This window comes from Sphingorhabdus lutea, from assembly GCF_001889025.1.
In the GTDB taxonomy this organism is placed as follows: Bacteria; Pseudomonadota; Alphaproteobacteria; order Sphingomonadales; family Sphingomonadaceae; genus Sphingorhabdus_B; species Sphingorhabdus_B lutea.
Map to the genome: position 1 here is coordinate 559,528 of NZ_CP018154.1, position 18,457 is coordinate 577,984.

The 18,457-nt window shown below is 47.8% G+C and carries 18 protein-coding genes and 1 tRNA gene; 15 read left to right on the forward strand and 4 right to left on the reverse strand.

Annotation, left to right across the window (positions count from 1 at the left end):
* Nucleotides 1-5: 5 nt before the first annotated feature.
* Nucleotides 6-1,667, reverse strand: a complete 1,662-nt coding sequence (gene ccoN / locus LPB140_RS02740) for a cytochrome-c oxidase, cbb3-type subunit I (RefSeq protein ID WP_072558566.1) — start codon at nucleotides 1,665-1,667, stop codon at nucleotides 6-8.
* 165 nt (nucleotides 1,668-1,832) lie between these two features.
* Between ccoN and LPB140_RS02745 the strand changes: the two genes are divergently transcribed.
* On the forward strand, nucleotides 1,833-2,522 hold the full coding sequence (locus tag LPB140_RS02745; protein WP_072558567.1) for an OmpW/AlkL family protein: 690 nt from the start codon (nucleotides 1,833-1,835) through the stop codon (nucleotides 2,520-2,522).
* 33 nt (nucleotides 2,523-2,555) lie between these two features.
* Here the strand turns inward: LPB140_RS02745 and LPB140_RS02750 are convergent, their stop codons facing one another.
* The 3 genes from LPB140_RS02750 to LPB140_RS02760 all read right to left on the reverse strand — a co-directional run bounded on the left by LPB140_RS02750 (nucleotide 2,556) and on the right by LPB140_RS02760 (nucleotide 4,023).
* Complete coding sequence (locus tag LPB140_RS02750) at nucleotides 2,556-3,248, reverse strand: Crp/Fnr family transcriptional regulator (RefSeq protein ID WP_072558568.1); 693 nt, start codon at nucleotides 3,246-3,248, stop codon at nucleotides 2,556-2,558.
* 251 nt (nucleotides 3,249-3,499) lie between these two features.
* Nucleotides 3,500-3,575, reverse strand: a tRNA-Ala gene (locus tag LPB140_RS02755).
* A 127-nt stretch (nucleotides 3,576-3,702) separates the two neighbouring features.
* The gene (locus tag LPB140_RS02760; RefSeq protein ID WP_072558569.1) at nucleotides 3,703-4,023 is read right to left on the reverse strand and encodes an FYDLN acid domain-containing protein; all 321 of its coding nucleotides are present in this window, start codon (nucleotides 4,021-4,023) and stop codon (nucleotides 3,703-3,705) included.
* 239 nt (nucleotides 4,024-4,262) lie between these two features.
* Here LPB140_RS02760 and aroA point away from each other — a divergent pair, with 239 nt between their 5' ends.
* From aroA to LPB140_RS02830, 14 genes are all read left to right on the forward strand, one after another.
* The gene (aroA, locus tag LPB140_RS02765) at nucleotides 4,263-5,594 is read left to right on the forward strand and encodes a 3-phosphoshikimate 1-carboxyvinyltransferase (protein WP_072558570.1); all 1,332 of its coding nucleotides are present in this window, start codon (nucleotides 4,263-4,265) and stop codon (nucleotides 5,592-5,594) included.
* A complete protein-coding gene (locus LPB140_RS02770; RefSeq protein WP_198024149.1) occupies nucleotides 5,587-5,865 on the forward strand; it encodes a CBU_0592 family membrane protein in 279 nt (92 codons plus the stop codon). Before aroA ends, LPB140_RS02770 begins: the two co-directional genes overlap by 8 nt.
* Before the next feature lie 56 nt (nucleotides 5,866-5,921).
* Nucleotides 5,922-6,506, forward strand: coding sequence for a hypothetical protein (locus LPB140_RS12495; RefSeq protein ID WP_072558571.1), 585 nt, complete (start codon nucleotides 5,922-5,924; stop codon nucleotides 6,504-6,506).
* A complete protein-coding gene (locus LPB140_RS02780) occupies nucleotides 6,503-7,132 on the forward strand; it encodes a (d)CMP kinase (protein WP_072558572.1) in 630 nt (209 codons plus the stop codon). Before LPB140_RS12495 ends, LPB140_RS02780 begins: the two co-directional genes overlap by 4 nt.
* Before the next feature lie 224 nt (nucleotides 7,133-7,356).
* Complete coding sequence (gene rpsA, locus LPB140_RS02785; RefSeq protein ID WP_072558573.1) at nucleotides 7,357-9,063, forward strand: 30S ribosomal protein S1; 1,707 nt, start codon at nucleotides 7,357-7,359, stop codon at nucleotides 9,061-9,063.
* Nucleotides 9,064-9,272: 209 nt separating this feature from the next.
* The gene (locus LPB140_RS02790) at nucleotides 9,273-9,551 is read left to right on the forward strand and encodes an integration host factor subunit beta (RefSeq protein ID WP_072558574.1); all 279 of its coding nucleotides are present in this window, start codon (nucleotides 9,273-9,275) and stop codon (nucleotides 9,549-9,551) included.
* 665 nt (nucleotides 9,552-10,216) lie between these two features.
* A complete protein-coding gene (locus LPB140_RS02795) occupies nucleotides 10,217-11,398 on the forward strand; it encodes an acyl-CoA dehydrogenase family protein (protein WP_072558575.1) in 1,182 nt (393 codons plus the stop codon).
* A complete protein-coding gene (locus tag LPB140_RS02800; protein WP_072558576.1) occupies nucleotides 11,395-12,996 on the forward strand; it encodes a carboxyl transferase domain-containing protein in 1,602 nt (533 codons plus the stop codon). Before LPB140_RS02795 ends, LPB140_RS02800 begins: the two co-directional genes overlap by 4 nt.
* Entirely contained in the window at nucleotides 12,996-13,610 is a 615-nt protein-coding gene (locus LPB140_RS02805) for a hypothetical protein (protein WP_072558577.1), read from the forward strand. The genes LPB140_RS02800 and LPB140_RS02805 overlap by 1 nt, the downstream gene beginning before the upstream one ends.
* Nucleotides 13,611-13,793: 183 nt before the next feature.
* Complete coding sequence (locus LPB140_RS02810) at nucleotides 13,794-15,686, forward strand: acetyl/propionyl/methylcrotonyl-CoA carboxylase subunit alpha (RefSeq protein WP_072558578.1); 1,893 nt, start codon at nucleotides 13,794-13,796, stop codon at nucleotides 15,684-15,686.
* On the forward strand, nucleotides 15,686-16,141 hold the full coding sequence (locus LPB140_RS02815; protein WP_072558579.1) for a MaoC family dehydratase: 456 nt from the start codon (nucleotides 15,686-15,688) through the stop codon (nucleotides 16,139-16,141). The genes LPB140_RS02810 and LPB140_RS02815 overlap by 1 nt, the downstream gene beginning before the upstream one ends.
* Nucleotides 16,138-16,992 (forward strand): HpcH/HpaI aldolase/citrate lyase family protein, encoded by an 855-nt coding sequence (locus LPB140_RS02820; protein WP_072558580.1) that lies wholly within the window; start codon nucleotides 16,138-16,140, stop codon nucleotides 16,990-16,992. Before LPB140_RS02815 ends, LPB140_RS02820 begins: the two co-directional genes overlap by 4 nt.
* On the forward strand, nucleotides 16,989-17,696 hold the full coding sequence (locus tag LPB140_RS02825) for a CoA transferase subunit A (protein WP_072558581.1): 708 nt from the start codon (nucleotides 16,989-16,991) through the stop codon (nucleotides 17,694-17,696). The genes LPB140_RS02820 and LPB140_RS02825 overlap by 4 nt, the downstream gene beginning before the upstream one ends.
* Nucleotides 17,693-18,334 (forward strand): CoA transferase subunit B, encoded by a 642-nt coding sequence (locus tag LPB140_RS02830; RefSeq protein ID WP_072558582.1) that lies wholly within the window; start codon nucleotides 17,693-17,695, stop codon nucleotides 18,332-18,334. Before LPB140_RS02825 ends, LPB140_RS02830 begins: the two co-directional genes overlap by 4 nt.
* Nucleotides 18,335-18,457 lie beyond the last annotated feature (123 nt).

Below are 18,457 nucleotides of genomic sequence, written 5' to 3' on the forward strand. Positions count from 1 at the left end.
TCTCCTTATTCTGCAGGAACGGCGGTGATGATGGGGCGGTCGGTTGCGGCCTCATATGGGGTTTCCGTCATGGGTTTTTCGTCCCTGATTTGCCCCAACAATGTTTTCCACACATTGATTATCATGATGATAAATCCGGCCAGATACATTGCCCCGCCCAATGCACGGATGACATACATGGGGAACATGGCGGTTACCGATTCAACGAAGGAATAAACCAAATATCCATCTGCTCCATATTCGCGCCACATCAACCCTTGCATAATGCCTGCAACCCACATGGATGCTGCGTAAAAAACAATGCCAATGGTGGCGAGCCAGAAATGCCAGTTAATCATGCGCAGCGAATATAAACGTGGCCGACCCCAAAGGCGGGGGACCAGATAATATAGGCAGGCAAAGGTAATCATGCCATTCCATCCCAATGCGCCGCTATGCACATGGCCCACCGTCCAATCGGTATAATGCGACATGGAATTGACCCATTTAATCGACATCATCGGCCCTTCAAATGTGCTCATCCCATAAAAGGCAAGCGCCATCACCATCATGCGGATAATCGGGTCGGTGCGGATTTTTTCCCATGCGCCATTTAATGTCATTAAACCGTTAATCATGCCGCCCCAGCTTGGCATCCATAACACAATGGAAAATACCATGCCCAATGTTTGTGCCCAATCGGGCAATGCTGTGTAATGCAAATGGTGCGGACCGGCCCATATATACAGGAATATTAACGACCAAAAATGGATGATGGACAGCCGATAGCTATATACCGGACGTTCGGCCTGTTTTGGCACAAAATAATACATCATCGCCAAAAATCCGGCGGTAAGGAAAAATCCCACCGCATTATGGCCATACCACCATTGGGTCAGCGCATCTTGAACCCCGGCAAAGGCGGCATAGCTTTTTGAACCAAAAATACTGGCCGGCATGGAAAGATTATTGACCAGATGCAACATGGCAATGGTGATAATAAATGCCAGATAGAACCAATTGGCGACATAAATATGTGGTTCATTACGTTTTACCAATGTGCCAACAAAAACGATTAAATATGCCACCCACACAATGGTGAGCCAAATATCAACATACCATTCGGGTTCGGCATATTCTTTGGCGGCGGTTACACCCATTAAATATCCCGTGGCTGCCAACACAATAAATAGCTGATACCCCCAAAAAACAAAGCGGGCGAGGTCAGGGAAGGCGAGCCTCGCCCGGCAAGTGCGTTGCACGACGTAAAAACTCGTCGCGATTAACGCATTGCCTCCAAAGGCAAAAATAACAGCCGATGTGTGCAGCGGACGCAATCGACCAAAGCTGATATATTCTGAATTCAGGTTCAACGCAGGAAAGGCAAGCTGGCTGGCGATATATAATCCTGCTGTCATGCCCGCCAGTCCCCAAAATAATGTGGCAATCACGCCAAGGCGGATAAGGTCATCATCATAGACCCCCTCATTAGCAGGCATTTTTAATGCACCGCGCGCCAGTGCGCCATAATCCGCCTTTGATATTATCAACCACATGATTAACAGGCATGTCGCGGCAACAATTCCCATATGCACTGCAAATGGCCCATCCACCGCCAATGCCATTGCAATGACTGCGAAAAAAGCCAACACCATCCATCCGCCCGCGCGGAAAACCAATTTATCCATGATATTCTTCCCTGTTCTTCACGGCTTTATGCCATGTTGAATATGGGGAATATGAAACAGGTAAAATTTGATTTCATTGATCTATGTCAAAAATATCCTTGCCCTATATCAATGCAGGCAGATTTTTTTCATGGCAGATAGCGCCTTGTTCAAAAGGAGTATGTTATGAATAAAGCGTTTTTTATGTCATTTGGAATTTTGGTATTTAGTAGTTTTTCACCAGAGGCTCAGGCGCAAATAGGCACAGAGACGGGGGCTGGCGATGTGCAGATTAAATTACTGGCCACTTATGTTATTCCCGATGGTAAAATCACCAAAGTTAAATTGGACAATGTTGGTCTTCCAATGAACAGCCAGACAAAGGCCAATGACAATGTCGTGCCGACCATTGTTGTTGAATATTTTGCGGCGGACAATATTTCAATTGAAACAATTGCTGGCGTGACCCAACATGATGTTGATGGTGTGGATGGATTTGCGGGCGCAGAGGCGGTGTCAAATGCGAAAATTATTCCGGCCACTTTGACGGTAAAATATCATTTTGGTGATGGCAAAGGGTTCAAACCATATGTTGGCGCAGGGCCGAGCTATTTCTTATTTTTAGGGGAAAAATCCGGCGCGACGACGAAAACTCTTGGCGCAAATAAAGTGAAATTGGATGACAGTCTTGGCTTTGCCTTGCAAACGGGTTTTGACCTGCCTTTAAATGAAAATGGGTTGAGCATGTCGTTGGATGCCAAAAGATATTTTCTGAAAACTGATGCCAGCTGGTTTGTGGGGAATAATAAAGTACTTGAAACGCGGCACAAATTGGATCCATGGGTGATAAGCGCTGGGGTGGCTTATCGCTTTTAATGGGTGGTGAGTGGGCGTTGGCTGGTTATGGGATTAACCTGCCAATGCCTCCATCGCATAACGATCATTTATAACCACTTTTCGCCGCGTGGGCAGGTCGATAACACCGTCATTGCGCATGCGGGATAGTTGCCGGCTGGTCGTTTCAATGGTTAAACCCAAAATATTGGCAATTTGCTGCCTGTCAAAAGGCAGGATGAAATCGTCCAAAAATGCCTCGCTTTTGCAATTATTGGCAGCCAGACGTTCAGAGAGAACCAATAAAAATGTCGCAATTTTTGCGCTGGCGCTTTTATGGCCCAACATGGCAAGCCAATGGCGGGTTTGGTCCAACCCGTTTAATGATTGTTCCAGCAATTTTTGTTGCAAATCGGGATGGCTTGCGGAAAATTGTTCAAAATCACTACGCCCAAAAACACATAATTTTGTGTCGGTTACTGCGGTGATGGTAAAGGGGTTTTTTGTGCCAAATGGGCGGCCCACAAATTCCGATTCAAATAATATGCCGACAATTTGTTCGTCACCATTTTCATTATTGGTGGAAAGTTTCAAAACGCCGTTTAATATATTGGCGACGATGACGGATGCCTCACCCTCCCACAATAAAATATCGCCAGCTTTTAATGTTTTTTTGTGACCCATATTGGACAATATCGCAAGTTCATCGGGGTTTAGTCCGGCGCAAATGGCGCGATTTCGCACAACACATTCTGAACAATCCATCATAATTTTTTAAGCCTAGGTTGTTTTAAGCCACAAGGCCATATGAATTTTAACATTTAAGGATGCAAAATTTGCAATTTGAGATTAAAAATATTGGAGCCTAGGCCAAGGAGAAAATAAAACTCCCCGCAGGCGGAGCATATTTTTAGAATAAAAGAAAATATTGGAGCCTAGGCCAAGGAGATAATAAAACTCCCCGAACCCCTGACCTCTAATGTGCCAGGAGGAGCGGGCTGCCTTTATTTATAGAATAATGGTGGAGCCTAGGGGAGTCGAACCCCTGACCTCTACACTGCCAGTGTAGCGCTCTACCAGCTGAGCTAAGGCCCCATTAGAACCAACATATTGTTGGTTATTGGTGCAGCGCGTCTAAACCGAGCCGCTATATAATTGCAAGCGCGAAATGCGCACTACACCATTTTTTATTATTTTTATTGCGGATTGGCCCGCAACTTTATCAATTATCGTCTTTATTATCGTCATCGTCGGTTTTGGTCACGCCGATATCATCATCCGTGCCCAAATCGACATCATTGTCCGGCGAATCATCATCATCGACGCTATCTACATCAATGTCCAAATCATCATCAGCCAAATCGGCATCGTCTTTTTTCTTATCTTCTTCAAATGGCATTGGTTGTTTTGATTTCAAAACAGGCTCTGCATGCCATTTTTCGCCGCATTCAATGCATTCGATTGGTTCTTCATTGCCCAAATCGTAAAAGCGCGTGCCGCATTTTGGGCAGGTTCTTTTGGTTCCCCATTCAGCTTTTACCATAATATGTCCTTATCCTTTTAAACCTTTTATATTTAAGCCTTCTTTGTTTAAGGCTTGCACATATGTTTCGCGTGCGACTCATATTAAAAAATGTGACACATGCTATTATAAAATTTTGCCGCCCTTGCCATGCTTTCGTGCCGCTGTCAAAAACTGTCTTACTATTTTGATGGCTTGACGATAATTTATCAAGGCTGCAAAGCGAGGCAGCAAAGAAATTTTTCATTGAAAGTAAAGTTATGAGCGATGTTCACCCTATCCCACGGGAATTTATTGGATCGGGGCCATTATCTGGCACGGTAAAGGTGCCGGGCGATAAAAGTATTTCGCATCGTTCGTTAATGTTTAGCGCATTGGCCGTGGGCCATAGCCAGGTTTCCGGTTTGTTGGAGGGAGAGGATGTCCTGTCCACCGCCGCAGCGCTGCGTGCCATGGGCGCAAGGATAGAGCGCGGCGATGATGGCATTTGGCATATTGATGGTGTGGGTGTGGGCAGTTTGTTACAGCCTACAACGCCGCTTGATATGGGCAATAGCGGTACATCGGCCCGTTTGTTGATGGGTTTGGTGGCCAGCCATGCCATTGATACAATTTTCATTGGGGATGATAGCCTGTCTAAACGGCCCATGGGGCGTGTTTCGGTGCCATTATCGCAAATTGGTGCGCAATTTTCCGGTACTAATGGCGATTATCTGCCCATGACGGTAAAAGGGGTAATTGGCGCTGCGCCCATTCAATATCGCCTGCCTATTGCCTCTGCTCAGGTGAAATCCGCCATGATGTTGGCCGCGCTGAACATATCAGGGGTAAGCGAGATTATTGAGCCCATCGCCACCCGCGATCATAGTGAGAGGATGTTGCGCGGATTTGGCGCAGATTTAAAGGTGGAGCAGGATGAAGATGGCACGCGGCATATTTTTGTGCGCGGAGAGGCTGAGTTAAAGCCGCAAAATATCGATGTGCCGGGCGATCCATCTTCGGCGGCATTTCCGGTTGTGGCGGCGTTAATCACCCCGGGAAGCGAGGTCCGTGTGACCAATGTGGGGATGAACCCAACCCGCACCGGCATTTACAAAATGTTGATTGAAATGGGCGCTGATTTAACATTTGTAAATGAACGCGAAGTGGGCGGTGAACCAGTAGCAGATATTATTGCAAAATATTCATCGCTTAGCGGTATCGACGTCCCGCCGGAAATTGCCCCCAGCATGATTGATGAATTCCCGATATTCTTTGTCGCGGCCAGCATGGCAAAAGGACGCACCATGACCAGCGGGCTTGACGAATTGCGGGTCAAGGAAAGCGATCGTTTGGCATTGATGGCCGCAGGATTGGCTGCCATTGGCGCACGGGTGAAAGAAGTTGAGGACGGCCTTATCATCGATGGTAGTGATGGCGAAGCATTGGCTGGCGGCGCAATGATAAATAGTGCGTTGGACCACCGCATCGCGATGAGCTTTGCCGTGGCGGGGCAAAATTGCCTCAATCCTGTTGCCGTTGATGATATATCACCCATCGCGACCAGCTTTCCGACATTTGAAAAAATGATGGAGGAATTGGCAAATGGGTGAGTATATTTCCAGTTTCGCCGCCGATATTATTGGATTTGTGGGTAGCTTCTTTATTGTCGCTGCCTTTGCCTATAGCAATGTAACAAAGGCCATGAATGTTTTATTGTTTAATATCCTGAACCTTATTGGCGCGGCATTATTGACCATATCTTTGACGGTGAATTTCAATTTGCCCACCATGGTTTTGGAAATAATTTGGATGGCAATTGCAACATTTGGCATAGCAAAGGCGTTGATTGAACGCCGCAAAAATAATGCGGCAAAGCAGTAAATGGCGGGTTCATTTTACCAGATTTAATATATGAATATTATTTTAGGATATTGGATATGAAAAGAAAATTTATAACTTTGATGGCTTTGTCATTTTTTGGCTTTGCGGCGCTTAATAATGGTTCGGGTGCATATGCGCATAATATGGCGCAGGATGAATTTGTTATTTCAAAGGCGGAGGCCGCAATGGCGGAAAAGGCATTGTTTAGCTTTTCCACCTATGCATGGGAGGCAAAATTTGAAGATATCAAAGAGGATTTGACCATTGTTCAAGGTCCGGAATGCCATAGCATGGCGGATTACCGCAATGATTGCGGCTTTTTCGACCAAAATATGGTGGAACATTATTTTTGGGATGATGATATGATTTTGGTGGTCAAATCTGTATCGACCAAAAATTTTAACGGTAAAGAAATACGGGCATTGGGAATTGGCAAGGCGCGGGATAAAGATAATGTAGTGGCCAATGTGCAAAAATTCCTGCCCGATGCTAAAATGACCTGCTTGTCTGCGGATGAAGCGGGGCAGGGTGACGGAATTTCTTCATGTGGGGCAGAGATGGGGGAGGGGTGGTTCACCCTATTATTTGATTCCAATAATCAATTAATTTCTGCCCGTATGGATGCATATCATTTCACATGATTATTGCGGTTGATGGTCCAACAGCCTCTGGCAAAGGCACAATAGCAAAGGCACTTTCCGCGCATTATGGCCTGCCCCATTTGGACACGGGGTTGCTTTACCGTGCGGTTGGGCGTCAGGTTGAAATAAATGGCGGCAATCCGGATAATATATCGGATGCATTGGCCGCCTGTTATTTTGATGAGGCATTGTTGAACGACCCGATTTTGCGCAGTGAGCATATTGGCGGTTTTGCGAGTCGGGTGTCGGTTCATGTCGATGTTCGCCGTGCATTGGATCAAAGGCAGCGGGATTTTGCGCATCAAATTGGCGGCGCATTATTGGATGGTCGCGATATTGGCACGGTCATCGCGCCGGATGCTGATGCGAAATTATTTATCACAGCATCACCCGAAACCCGCGCAAAACGGCGCTTTGATGAAATGATGCGGCATGGCGCAGATGTGGTTTATGATGATATTTTGGCCGATATTATAAAAAGGGATGAACGCGACATTGGCCGTGCGGCCGCGCCGCTGATCATGGCAGACGATGCACACTTGCTAGATACAAGCAATCTCGCTATAGACGCAGCCGTTCAGCGTGCAATTGCAATGGTGGACGATATATTGAACGGCGCGGTATAATTTTTTTATAGATTTATCACACCAATCGATGATGATTTTTTCGTGACGACCATCGGCAAACTGGCATGATGGGCGGCCACGAAATTTTGTCATGCATATATATCGGTCATGGTGTGATTTTATGTTGAATATTTCGGCGGCATTCGGCCACCGGGATATTTTGGTCAAAGACCACCGGAACCAACCGGTTGGCCAGAAAAAACATTTATGTAAGGAATTTTTATATGGCAAGTTCGCCTACCCCCACGAGGGACGATTTTGAAGCAATGTTAAATGACGCGCTTGGCGGCGCGGATGGCGGTTTCGAAGGCCGCGTAGTAAAAGGCACAGTGACCCTGATCGAAAATGATCATGCGGTTATCGACGTTGGCCTTAAATCAGAGGGCCGCGTTCCTTTACGCGAATTTTCTACCCCAGGTAAGAAAACAGAATTAAATGTTGGCGACGAAGTCGAAGTTTTCGTTGATCGCATCGAAAATGTAAATGGCGAAGCCATGTTGTCGCACGATCGTGCGCGCCGCGAAGCTGCTTGGGATAAGTTGGAAGGCGAATTTGAAGCTGAAAACCGCGTTGATGGCATTATTTTTGGCCGCGTAAAAGGTGGCTTTACCGTTGATTTGGGCGGCGCAGTGGCATTTTTGCCCGGCAGCCAAGTTGATGTGCGCCCCGTGCGCGATGTTGGCCCATTGATGGATATTGCCCAGCCTTTCGTCATTTTGAAAATGGATCGTCGCCGTGGGAATATCGTTGTTTCACGCCGCGCCATTTTGGAAGAAACCCGCGCAGAACAACGCAGCGGCCTCATCCAATCATTGACCGAGGGTCAAGTAACCGAGGGTGTTGTTAAAAACATCACCGATTATGGTGCATTTGTTGACTTGGGCGGCATTGATGGCCTGCTCCATGTTACCGACATCAGCTATAAGCGTATCAACCACCCAAGCGAAATTATTGCCATTGGCGATACAGTGAAGGTGCAAATCGTTCGCATCAACCGCGACACACAGCGTATTTCACTTGGCATGAAGCAGCTTGAAAGCGATCCATGGGAGGGCGCAATTGCGAAATATCCTGTTGGCGCACGTTTAAGCGGTGCTGTCACCAACATCACCGAATATGGCGCATTCATTGAATTGGAAGCTGGCATTGAAGGTCTTGTCCATGTTTCAGAAATGAGCTGGACCAAGAAAAATGTACATCCTGGTAAAATTGTTTCCACCAGCCAAGAAGTTGATGTTGTTGTTTTGGACGTTGATTTGGACAAACGCCGCATTTCACTTGGCCTGAAACAAGCTCAAGATAATCCATGGGAAGCATTCTCACAAAAATTCCCTGTGGGCACCGAAGTTGAAGGCGAAGTTAAAAACGCCACCGAATTTGGTTTGTTCATCGGACTTGACGGTGATGTTGACGGCATGGTCCACATGTCAGACATCGCATGGGGCATTAGCGGCGAAGACGCGCTTCACCTGCACCGCAAGGGCGAAATGGTGAAGGCTGTGGTTCTTGACATTGATGCTGAAAAGGAACGTATTTCTTTGGGCATTAAGCAGCTTGAAAAAGGTGCGCCAGCCGCTGCAGGTGCTGCTGATACTTCGGGTCTTAAGAAAGGTGCGACTGCAACGGTTACCGTTCTTGAGGTTCGTGATGGCGGGCTTGAAGTGCAAGTTGGTGAAGATGGAGCAACTGGTTTCATCAAACGTACCGACCTTGGCCGTGATCGTGATGAGCAACGTCCTGATCGTTTCCAAAATGGACAAAAACTTGACGCAATGGTTATTGGTTTTGACCGTTCGAAGAAACCTAATTTCTCTGTAAAGGCGCTACAATTGGCCGAAGAGAAGCAAGCTGTTGAGCAATATGGTTCATCAGATTCAGGTGCAAGCCTTGGCGATATTTTGGGCGCAGCCCTTAAAAAAACCAAGGATTGATTCGCCGAATCGATTGAAATATAAAATAATTTAGACAAAGGCCGTTCCTATAAATTAGGGCGGCCTTTTTCATATTGTCTTAATTTAAGACAGTGGTTGCCTTGGCAAACTAATATTTGTCAAATGTAAAAAAATTTGTTACTTTCACGATAGTAAGTAAGGTAAAGCCCTCAAATAGAAAAATATAAAGCGCATAGAGGAACTGAGAAATGATTAGGTCAGAACTTGTAAAATTAGTAGAGGATGAAAATCCCGGTCTAAAAAATGACGAAGTAGAAAAAATTGTTGATGTGTTTTTTAATCAAATAACACAGAAATTGGCCGATGGTGGCCGTGTGGAATTGCGCGGATTTGGTGCATTTTCAACCCGCCAGCGCGAAGCGCGCAAGGGCCGCAACCCACGTACGGGCGAAAGTGTGGACGTGCCGGCAAAGTCGGTCCCGCATTTTAAGCCCGGTAAAGAAATTCGCGAAAAATTAAATGATTGATGTGATTTAAGCAGTTTTTTTTAGGCTGCTTAAAAAACTTTTCATTTTTGTGTAATTTTTATTGGACTTCGCGCCATCTTCGAATATAGCGCGCATGTGGATTGCGGGCGTGGCGGAATGGTAGACGCTACGGACTTAGACACATAAAAATTGAGTGCGCCCTTGGAAATGAGGGACGTAGAACTGCTCAAATTCGGGGAAGCCTGTAAAATGGTAATCCCGAGCCAAGCCTCATGAAAGTGGGGAAGGTGTAGAGACTAGACGGGCAGCATCTAAAGCGGGGAGTATAATCTTTCCGCCATGATGAAGGGATAGTCCAGACCACAAATGTGGTGGCTTCTTTTTTTTTAAAGGAGCAATCACAGCGGCGAAAGCCGTAGTAGGTAAGAAAATCCGTTGAGCATTTGCTCGTGGGGGTTCGAGTCCCCCCGCCCGCACCACGAACCACCTCCCATTATATCCGATAATTTTTTGGGCCACGTCCCAAAGGGTATATTTATGTCAAAAATCGGGGCATAAATTCATATCCACGTTTAAGCGCAAATTGCGCCACATGGTAAGACTTTGTCCTAAGGGGCAATTTTTGCTATTCTTAAACTCTCCATTGGAATAGTTTCAAAATATACTATAAGCTGTTTCAAATAGCGTAATTTGGAGCAGATAAGATGATAGCAACACCTGATTTTGATTTTGGACTTGGCGAAATGGCGGATGAAATTCGCAATTTGGTGCGCCGATATGCTGATGACAAAATCATGCCGCTTGCTGCAAAAATTGATGCGGATGACTGGTTTCCGCGCGATGAATTATGGGCCGAAATGGGCGCTCTTGGCCTGCATGGAATCACCATTAAAGCAGAAGATGGCGGCCTTGGCCTTGGTTATTTGGAACATGTTATTGCGGTGGAGGAGGTAAGCCGTGCCTCCGCATCCATTGGTTTATCCTATGGTGCGCACAGTAATTTATGCGTCAACCAAATTGGCCGTTGGGGCAATGCGGAGCAAAAGGCAAAATATCTGCCCAAATTAATTTCTGGCGAGCATGTCGGATCATTGGCGATGAGCGAAGCCGGCGCGGGCAGTGACGTGGTGTCGATGAAATTACGCGCCGATGCCGCCACCAAAAATGGCCAAAATGGATATATATTAAACGGCACAAAATTTTGGATTACCAATGCCAGCCATGCCGATGTGTTGGTGGTATATGCCAAAACCGCGCCAGAGGCGGGTTCGCGCGGCATATCTGCATTTTTAATCGAAAAAGATTTTGACGGTTTTTCCATTGGTCAGAAAATTGACAAGGTGGGGATGCGCGGGTCGCCCACGGCGGAATTGGTGTTTAATGATTGTTTTGTGCCTGCGGAAAATTTAATGGGACCCACCCATGGCGGTGTGGGTGTTTTAATGTCGGGGCTTGATTATGAACGGGTGGTTTTGTCTGGTTTGCAATTGGGCATTATGCAGGCATGCTTGGACGTGGTTATCCCCTATGTCCGTGAACGCAAACAATTTGGCCAGCCCATTGGCACATTTCAATTGATGCAGGCAAAGGTGGCGGACATGTATGTCGCGCTGCAATCGGCCCGTGCCTATAGCTATGCCGTGGCAAAGGCATGTGATGCGGATCAAACCACGCGTTTTGATGCGGCGGGCGCGATTTTATTGGCATCGGAAAATGCGGTAAAGGTATCGTTGGAGGCGATACAGGCGCTTGGCGGGGCCGGTTATACCAAGGATTGGCCGGTGGAACGTTTTATGCGCGATGCAAAATTGCTGGACATTGGGGCAGGAACAAATGAGATTAGACGCATGTTAATTGGCCGTGAGTTAATTGGAGCAAATGGATGAGCGCACCTGTCCTAGGAAGTAAAATTGTCCTTGAAAGCGAAGAGGCAATTGCCAATGCCGCGCATAATATCGCGTTAAAAAATGATTTGCAGGCAAAGGTTGCTATGGCCGCATTGGGGGGCAGTGAAAAATCAAGAGAGCGTCATGTATCGCGCGGTAAATTATTGCCGCGTGAACGGGTGGAGCGCCTGCTTGATCCCGGTTCACCCTTTCTTGAAATTGGGCAGCTTGCGGCCAATGGCATGTATGAGGGCGATGTGAATGGCGCGTCGCTTATCGCCGGAATTGGCAGGGTTTCGGGCCGACAAGTGATGATTTTGTGCAATGACGCCACGGTAAAGGGCGGCACATATTATCCCATGACAGTCAAAAAACATTTGCGGGCGCAGGAAATCGCCATGGAAAATCGCCTGCCCTGTATTTATTTGGTGGATAGCGGCGGGGCGAATTTACCGCATCAGGATGAAGTTTTTCCCGATAGGGAGCATTTTGGGCGTATTTTCTTTAATCAGGCAAATATGTCGGCAATGGGCATTACCCAAATTGCATGTGTGATGGGCAGCTGCACCGCAGGGGGCGCATATGTGCCCGCCATGTCGGATGAAACCGTGATTGTGCGTAATCAAGGCACAATATTTCTGGCCGGCCCGCCATTGGTGAAGGCAGCAACGGGCGAGGAAATAAGCGCGGAGGATTTGGGCGGCGGCGACCTGCACGGAAAAAAATCTGGCGTGGTGGATCATATTGCCGAAAATGACGAACATGCATTGACCATCGTGCGCGACATCATATCGCATTTGGGCAAAGCTGCCATTCCCAATGTAGATATAAAACAGCCGCGTCTGCCCAAATTTGACCCCGAAGAATTATATAGCATCATCCCGTCAGATGTTCGTGCGCCCTATGATGTGCATGAAGTGATTGCGCGGATTGTCGATGGCAGTGAATTTCATGAATTTAAGGCAAATTTTGGCACGACTTTAGTATGTGGTTTTGCCCATATTTGGGGCAAGCCCGTGGCGATTTTGGCCAATAATGGTGTGTTATTTTCCGAAAGTGCACAAAAAGGGGCGCATTTCATTCAATTGGCACAACAACGCGGCACGCCTTTATTATTCCTGCAAAATATTTCTGGTTTCATGGTGGGCGGTAAATATGAGGCCGAGGGCATTGCCAAACATGGGGCAAAATTGGTGACCGCCGTGGCCACCGCCCGCGTGCCGAAAATAACGCTGTTAATCGGCGGCAGTTTCGGTGCGGGCAATTATGGCATGTGCGGGCGGGCATATTCGCCCCGTTTCCTATTCACTTGGCCCAATGCACGCATATCGGTGATGGGCGGGGAACAGGCGGCCAGCGTACTTGCCACCGTGCACCGCGATGCCGATAAATGGAGCGCGGAGGAGACAGAGGCGTTTAAAGCGCCCATTCGCCAAAAATATGAAGATGAGGGCAATCCATATTATGCCACTGCTCGGCTGTGGGATGATGGGGTGATTGATCCGGCGCAAACGCGCGATGTTTTGGGGCTTGCATTGGACGCCGCGTTAAACGCACCGGTTGAGGAGGGCGCTAAATTCGGCGTGTTTCGGATGTGATGGAAAAGCGTGATCAAGATAAGTTGTTAACTCCACCAACTGCACCTCAAGAGTCTAATGAATTAAAATGCAAAAGGCAATCAAATTGGCTTGTCCCTTCATTATTTGGTTCTTTGGCATTTGCGGGTATGTTCATCGCTTATTTGCTAGGTCAGCAGTCGAATGAACGGCCGTCATCAACCACGATTGTAACTCAGCCTGTTAAGTCGATTCAGTCAAAGATAGAGGAAATTCCGATTGCTAAACCGCGGACCGATCCAGAAAAACCTATCCAACTGCTAATTACCGCAATTAAGTCAAGCGATAGTGAGAAACTTGATATGGGGTGCTCGTGTGGCTTTACTGCGAACAAAAATGAATACTTGATTGTTTCTAGCGAAACTGCAATTTTCAGGGTAAATGGTGACGCTAAAATCTGCCAGATTTCAACACAAGAATTTGAAGACCTTTATGATAACGAAGGGGATTTTAATTGTGGAAGCTATAAGGTAGCAATAAGCGGTCGAGGTGAAGTTATTCCTGGCTATGACGGCTACAGCCAAAAGGCAAGGCTCCGAATTGAGAAGGACTCTTTAACTAAAGTGATGTCTGGCAAGTGGCTTTGTGGGTGCTAGCATGATTACCTCCCTCCTCATCACAAAACGCGGCGAAGTTGGCTATGTGAAAAATACATATAGAGCAGCTGCATGATACAGCCCGACCGTCATGATGAATTTATGCCGCATCCATTCAAGGATTTTGAAACAAGGTCGAATTGGTAAAAGCATTACAAGTAAAATAATAACAGGAATGAAAAAATGATTACCTCCCTCCTCATCGCCAATCGCGGCGAAATTGCATGCCGGATTATTCGCACCGCGCGTAAAATGGGCATCAGGACGATTGCGGTATATTCCGACGCGGATGCACGGGCGCTGCATGTGCGTATGGCGGATGAGGCGGTGCATATTGGCCCATCTGCGGTGGCGGAAAGCTATCTTGTTGGGGATAAAATTATTGCGGCGGCGAAGCAGACGGGGGCGCAGGCAATCCATCCTGGCTATGGCTTTTTATCCGAAAATGCCGAATTTGCGCAAAGCGTTATTGATGAGGGTTTAATCTGGGTTGGTCCAAATCCTGCCAGCATCACCGCCATGGGGTTAAAGGACGCCGCCAAAAAATTAATGGATGATGCAGGCGTGCCGACTACGCCTGGATATATGGGCGATAATCAGGACGCAGAATTTTTGGCCGCACGGGCAGATGAAATTGGCTATCCCGTTTTAATTAAGGCGGTGGCCGGCGGCGGCGGCAAGGGGATGCGTAAGGTTGAAAAGGCGAGCGATTTTGCCGATGCCTTATTATCTTGCCGGCGCGAGGCAAAGGCCAGTTTCGGCAATGATATTGTGCTGATTGAAAAATGGATTGAAAGCCCGCGCCATATAGAGGTGCAGGTTTTTGGCGACAAGCATGGCAATATTGTCCATTTATTTGAACGTGATTGTTCGCTGCAACGCCGCCATCAAAAGGTGATTGAGGAAGCACCCGCCCCCGGCATGGATGAGGAAACAAGGCAAAAATTATGCGCGGCGGCGGTAAAGGCGGCCAAGGCGGTTGATTATGTGGGGGCAGGGACGATTGAGTTTATCGCCGATGGGTCAAGCGGCCTTAACGCGGATAAAATTTGGTTCATGGAAATGAACACCCGTCTGCAGGTGGAACATCCCGTGACCGAGGAAATAACGGGTGTTGATTTGGTTGAATGGCAGTTGCGCGTGGCCAGTGGTGAGCCATTGCCCCTGCGCCAAGAGGATTTGGCCATTGACGGCCATGCGATAGAGGTGCGTTTATATGCCGAAGATCCAGTGAAAGGATTTTTACCCAGCGTAGGTAGGTTGGAACAATATTATCTTCCCGAAGATATGGTTCGGGTGGATAGCGGGGTGGAGGAAAATTCGCTTATCTCCCCCCATTATGACCCGATGATTTCAAAATTAATCGCCCATGCGGATAATCGCACAGACGCGATATATAAGATGTTAGATGCCATAGAAGGAACGGCGGTCTGGCCGGTAAAATCCAATAGCGCTTTTTTATATTTGGCCATGGATAGTGAAGAATTTAAAGCAGGTGATGTCACCACATCCTTTATTGCGGATAGGGGCGATGCGCTTATTCCCGCATCTACGCCTGATACGGAAATATTGGGACAGGCGGCAAGGGCATTGGCCGATAATTATGCCGATCAATCACACCATAGCAGGGATAATGAGTTGATCGAAGGTTTCCGATTAAACGCGCCCAGCAATAGCAAAATCAACCTAATGTGTGATGGGGCCCATTATCAATTGGATAAAATTTCCGATTTTGGGGGGAGTATCTATACTTCCTTAATTTCCCCGTCATTGGCGCTGGTTACAAAAAATGGCAACAGCTTTGCCATTGGCTTGCCGCGATTTAATGCGGGGCAGGCAGCTGGCGGTGATGGCGCGATTATATCACCCATGCCGGGCAAGATTATCTCGGTCGATGTGGCGGAGGGGCAAAGCGTGGTAAAGGGGCAGAAACTCCTCACCCTAGAGGCGATGAAGATGGAACATGGCATGACCGCGCCATTTGATGGGGTGGTCGAAACATTAAATGCCCAAATTGGGGGACAGGTTCAGGTTGATGCCCTGTTGGTGAAAATTACGGCAAAGGATGCAGCATAATGGCGGGTAAATTTTTTGATGAATGGCAAATGGGCGAAACCATTTTGCATGATATTCGCCGCACGGTGACCGAAACCGATAATTTATTATTCACCACCATGACGCATAATCCGCAACCATTGCATTTGGATGTGGAGGCCGCAAAGGCCAGCGAATTTGGACAAATTTTGGTCAATGGCACATTTACATTCAGCCTGATGGTCGGCCTATCCGTCGGCGATACCACATTGGGCACGTTGGTCGCCAATTTGGGTTATGATAAACTTATCATGCCCAAACCGGTATTTTTGGGCGATACTTTAAGGGCAGAAAGCGAAATTATCGGTTTAAAGGAGAGCAAATCACGCCCCAATGCGGGCATTGTTACATTTTTGCACCGCGCGATTAATCAACGTGATGAAATTGTCTGCCAATGCGAACGCAGCGCCTTGATAAAGAAAAAGGCGGCGTCATGAATTTGCGGTCATTATTATTCGTTCCCGCCGATCGCCCCGAACGCTTTGCCAAGGCGGCGGGTAGCGGCGCGGACGCCATCATTATCGATTTGGAAGATAGCGTTTCCCTGTCCAACAAAGAAATGGGGCGCGAAGCGGCGGCCAATTGGCTGCAACAAAATGATGGCACGGTAAAAAGCTTTGTGCGCGTCAACCCAATGGGCAGCGGCATGACATTGGCGGATTTGGAAGCGGTATTGCCGCATATGCCCGATGGCATCGTCCTGCCCAAGGCGGAGGGGGCGGCATCGGTTCAATGGCTGCGTTCCTTAATGCCTGCCATTCGCGCCTCAGGTGAATTTCCGTCCATTTTACCCATTGCCACCGAAACCCCGCGCGGAGTGTTTGAATTGGGCAGCTTTGGCCAATGCGGCAATGATATAATGGGGATAAGCTGGGGCGCGGAGGATTTACCCGCCGCCATTGGTGCGGCAACATCACGCGAGGCGGATGGGCGATATACCCCGCCATATGAAATGGTGCGGTCATTATGCCTATTTGCGTCGCATAGTGCAGGCGCGGCGGCCATTGACACTGTTTTTCCCAATATAAAGGATGAGGATGGATTGACCGCCTATGCCGCGCGCGCGGCGCGTGATGGCTTTACCGGCATGATGGCCATTCATCCCGCGCAGGTGGCGATAATAAATAAAGCATTTACACCGACAAAAGAGCAATTAGAAAAGGCAATAGCAATTGTGGAAGCCTTTACAACCAACCCAAATGCAGGTGTATTGCAAGTGGATGGCCAAATGGTCGATGCCCCGCATTTAAAGGCGGCACAAAAAATATTGGAGCGAGCAAAATTATGAAGAAACTTTTTCCAAATGCAGCCGCCGCGTTGGAAGGCGTGCTGCACAATGATATGTTAATCGCCAGCGGCGGTTTTGGCCTATGCGGCCTGCCCGAACGTTTGTTGGACGCCATCAGGGACAGCGGGGTTACAGGATTAACCTTTGCTTCCAATAATGCAGGCATTGATAATGAAGGCATTGGCAAATTGCTTCGCACGCGGCAGGTGAAAAAGATGATCTCCAGCTATGTAGGGGAAAATAAGGAATTTGAACGGCAATTTTTGGCCGGCGAGTTAGAGGTTGAATTTTGCCCGCAGGGGACTTTGGCCGAACGGATGCGCGCGGGCGGCGCAGGCATTCCTGGATTTTACACCAAAACGGGCGTGGGCACTCAGGTGGCTGAGGGTAAGGAAGTGAAAAATTTTGACGGCCAAGATTATATTTTGGAACGCGGGATTTTTGCCGACCTTGCCATTGTAAAGGCATGGAAAGCGGATGAAAGCGGCAATTTAATTTTCCGTAAAACCGCACGTAATTTTAACCTGCCCGCCGCGACATGTGGTAAAATTTGCGTGGTGGAGGTGGAAGAAATTGTCCCCGTGGGCAGCCTTGACCCCGATAGCATCCATTTGCCCGGCGTTTATGTGCAGCGGATGATTGTCGGCGCACCATATGACAAACAAATTGAATTTCGCACGGTTAGAGAAAGAGACGCGGCATGAGCTGGACAAGAGATGATATGGCAGCGCGCGCTGCAAAGGAATTAAAAGACGGCTATTATGTTAATTTGGGCATTGGCATTCCCACTTTGGTGGCCAACCATATTCCCCACGGCGTTGAGGTGACATTGCAAAGCGAAAATGGCATGTTGGGCATTGGGCCATTCCCCTATGCGGGGGAGGAGGATGCCGATTTAATCAATGCGGGCAAACAAACGATTAGCGAACTGCCGCAAAGCGCCTATTTCGACAGCGCGGCCAGCTTTGCCATGATACGCGGCGGGCATATTGACTTAACCGTATTGGGCGCGATGGAGGTGGCGCAAAATGGCGACATCGCCAATTGGATGATTCCGGGCAAGATGATAAAGGGCATGGGCGGGGCAATGGACCTTGTCGCGGGGGTGAAAAAAATCATCGTGGTGATGGAACATAATGCCAAGGATGGCAGCCCGAAATTCATCCCGCAATGCACTTTACCGCTGACGGGTAAAAATGTGGTGGATATGATTATTACCGACCTTTGCGTGTTCCAACGCGATAATCATGACAGCGCGTTTAAACTAATCGAACTGGCCCCTGGGGTTAGCGCGGATGAAGTGGCGGCAAAAACAACGGCGCAATTTATCAACGCATTGTAAAAATAAATTTCACCAAAATATTTCGGCCTAATCCGGTGGTTTATATCGCCAGATTGGGCCGTTTTTATTGGGGAATATTTAGTAAAAAAGCAGTAATAAAGCAGTAATAAAGTCAAAGGCAAA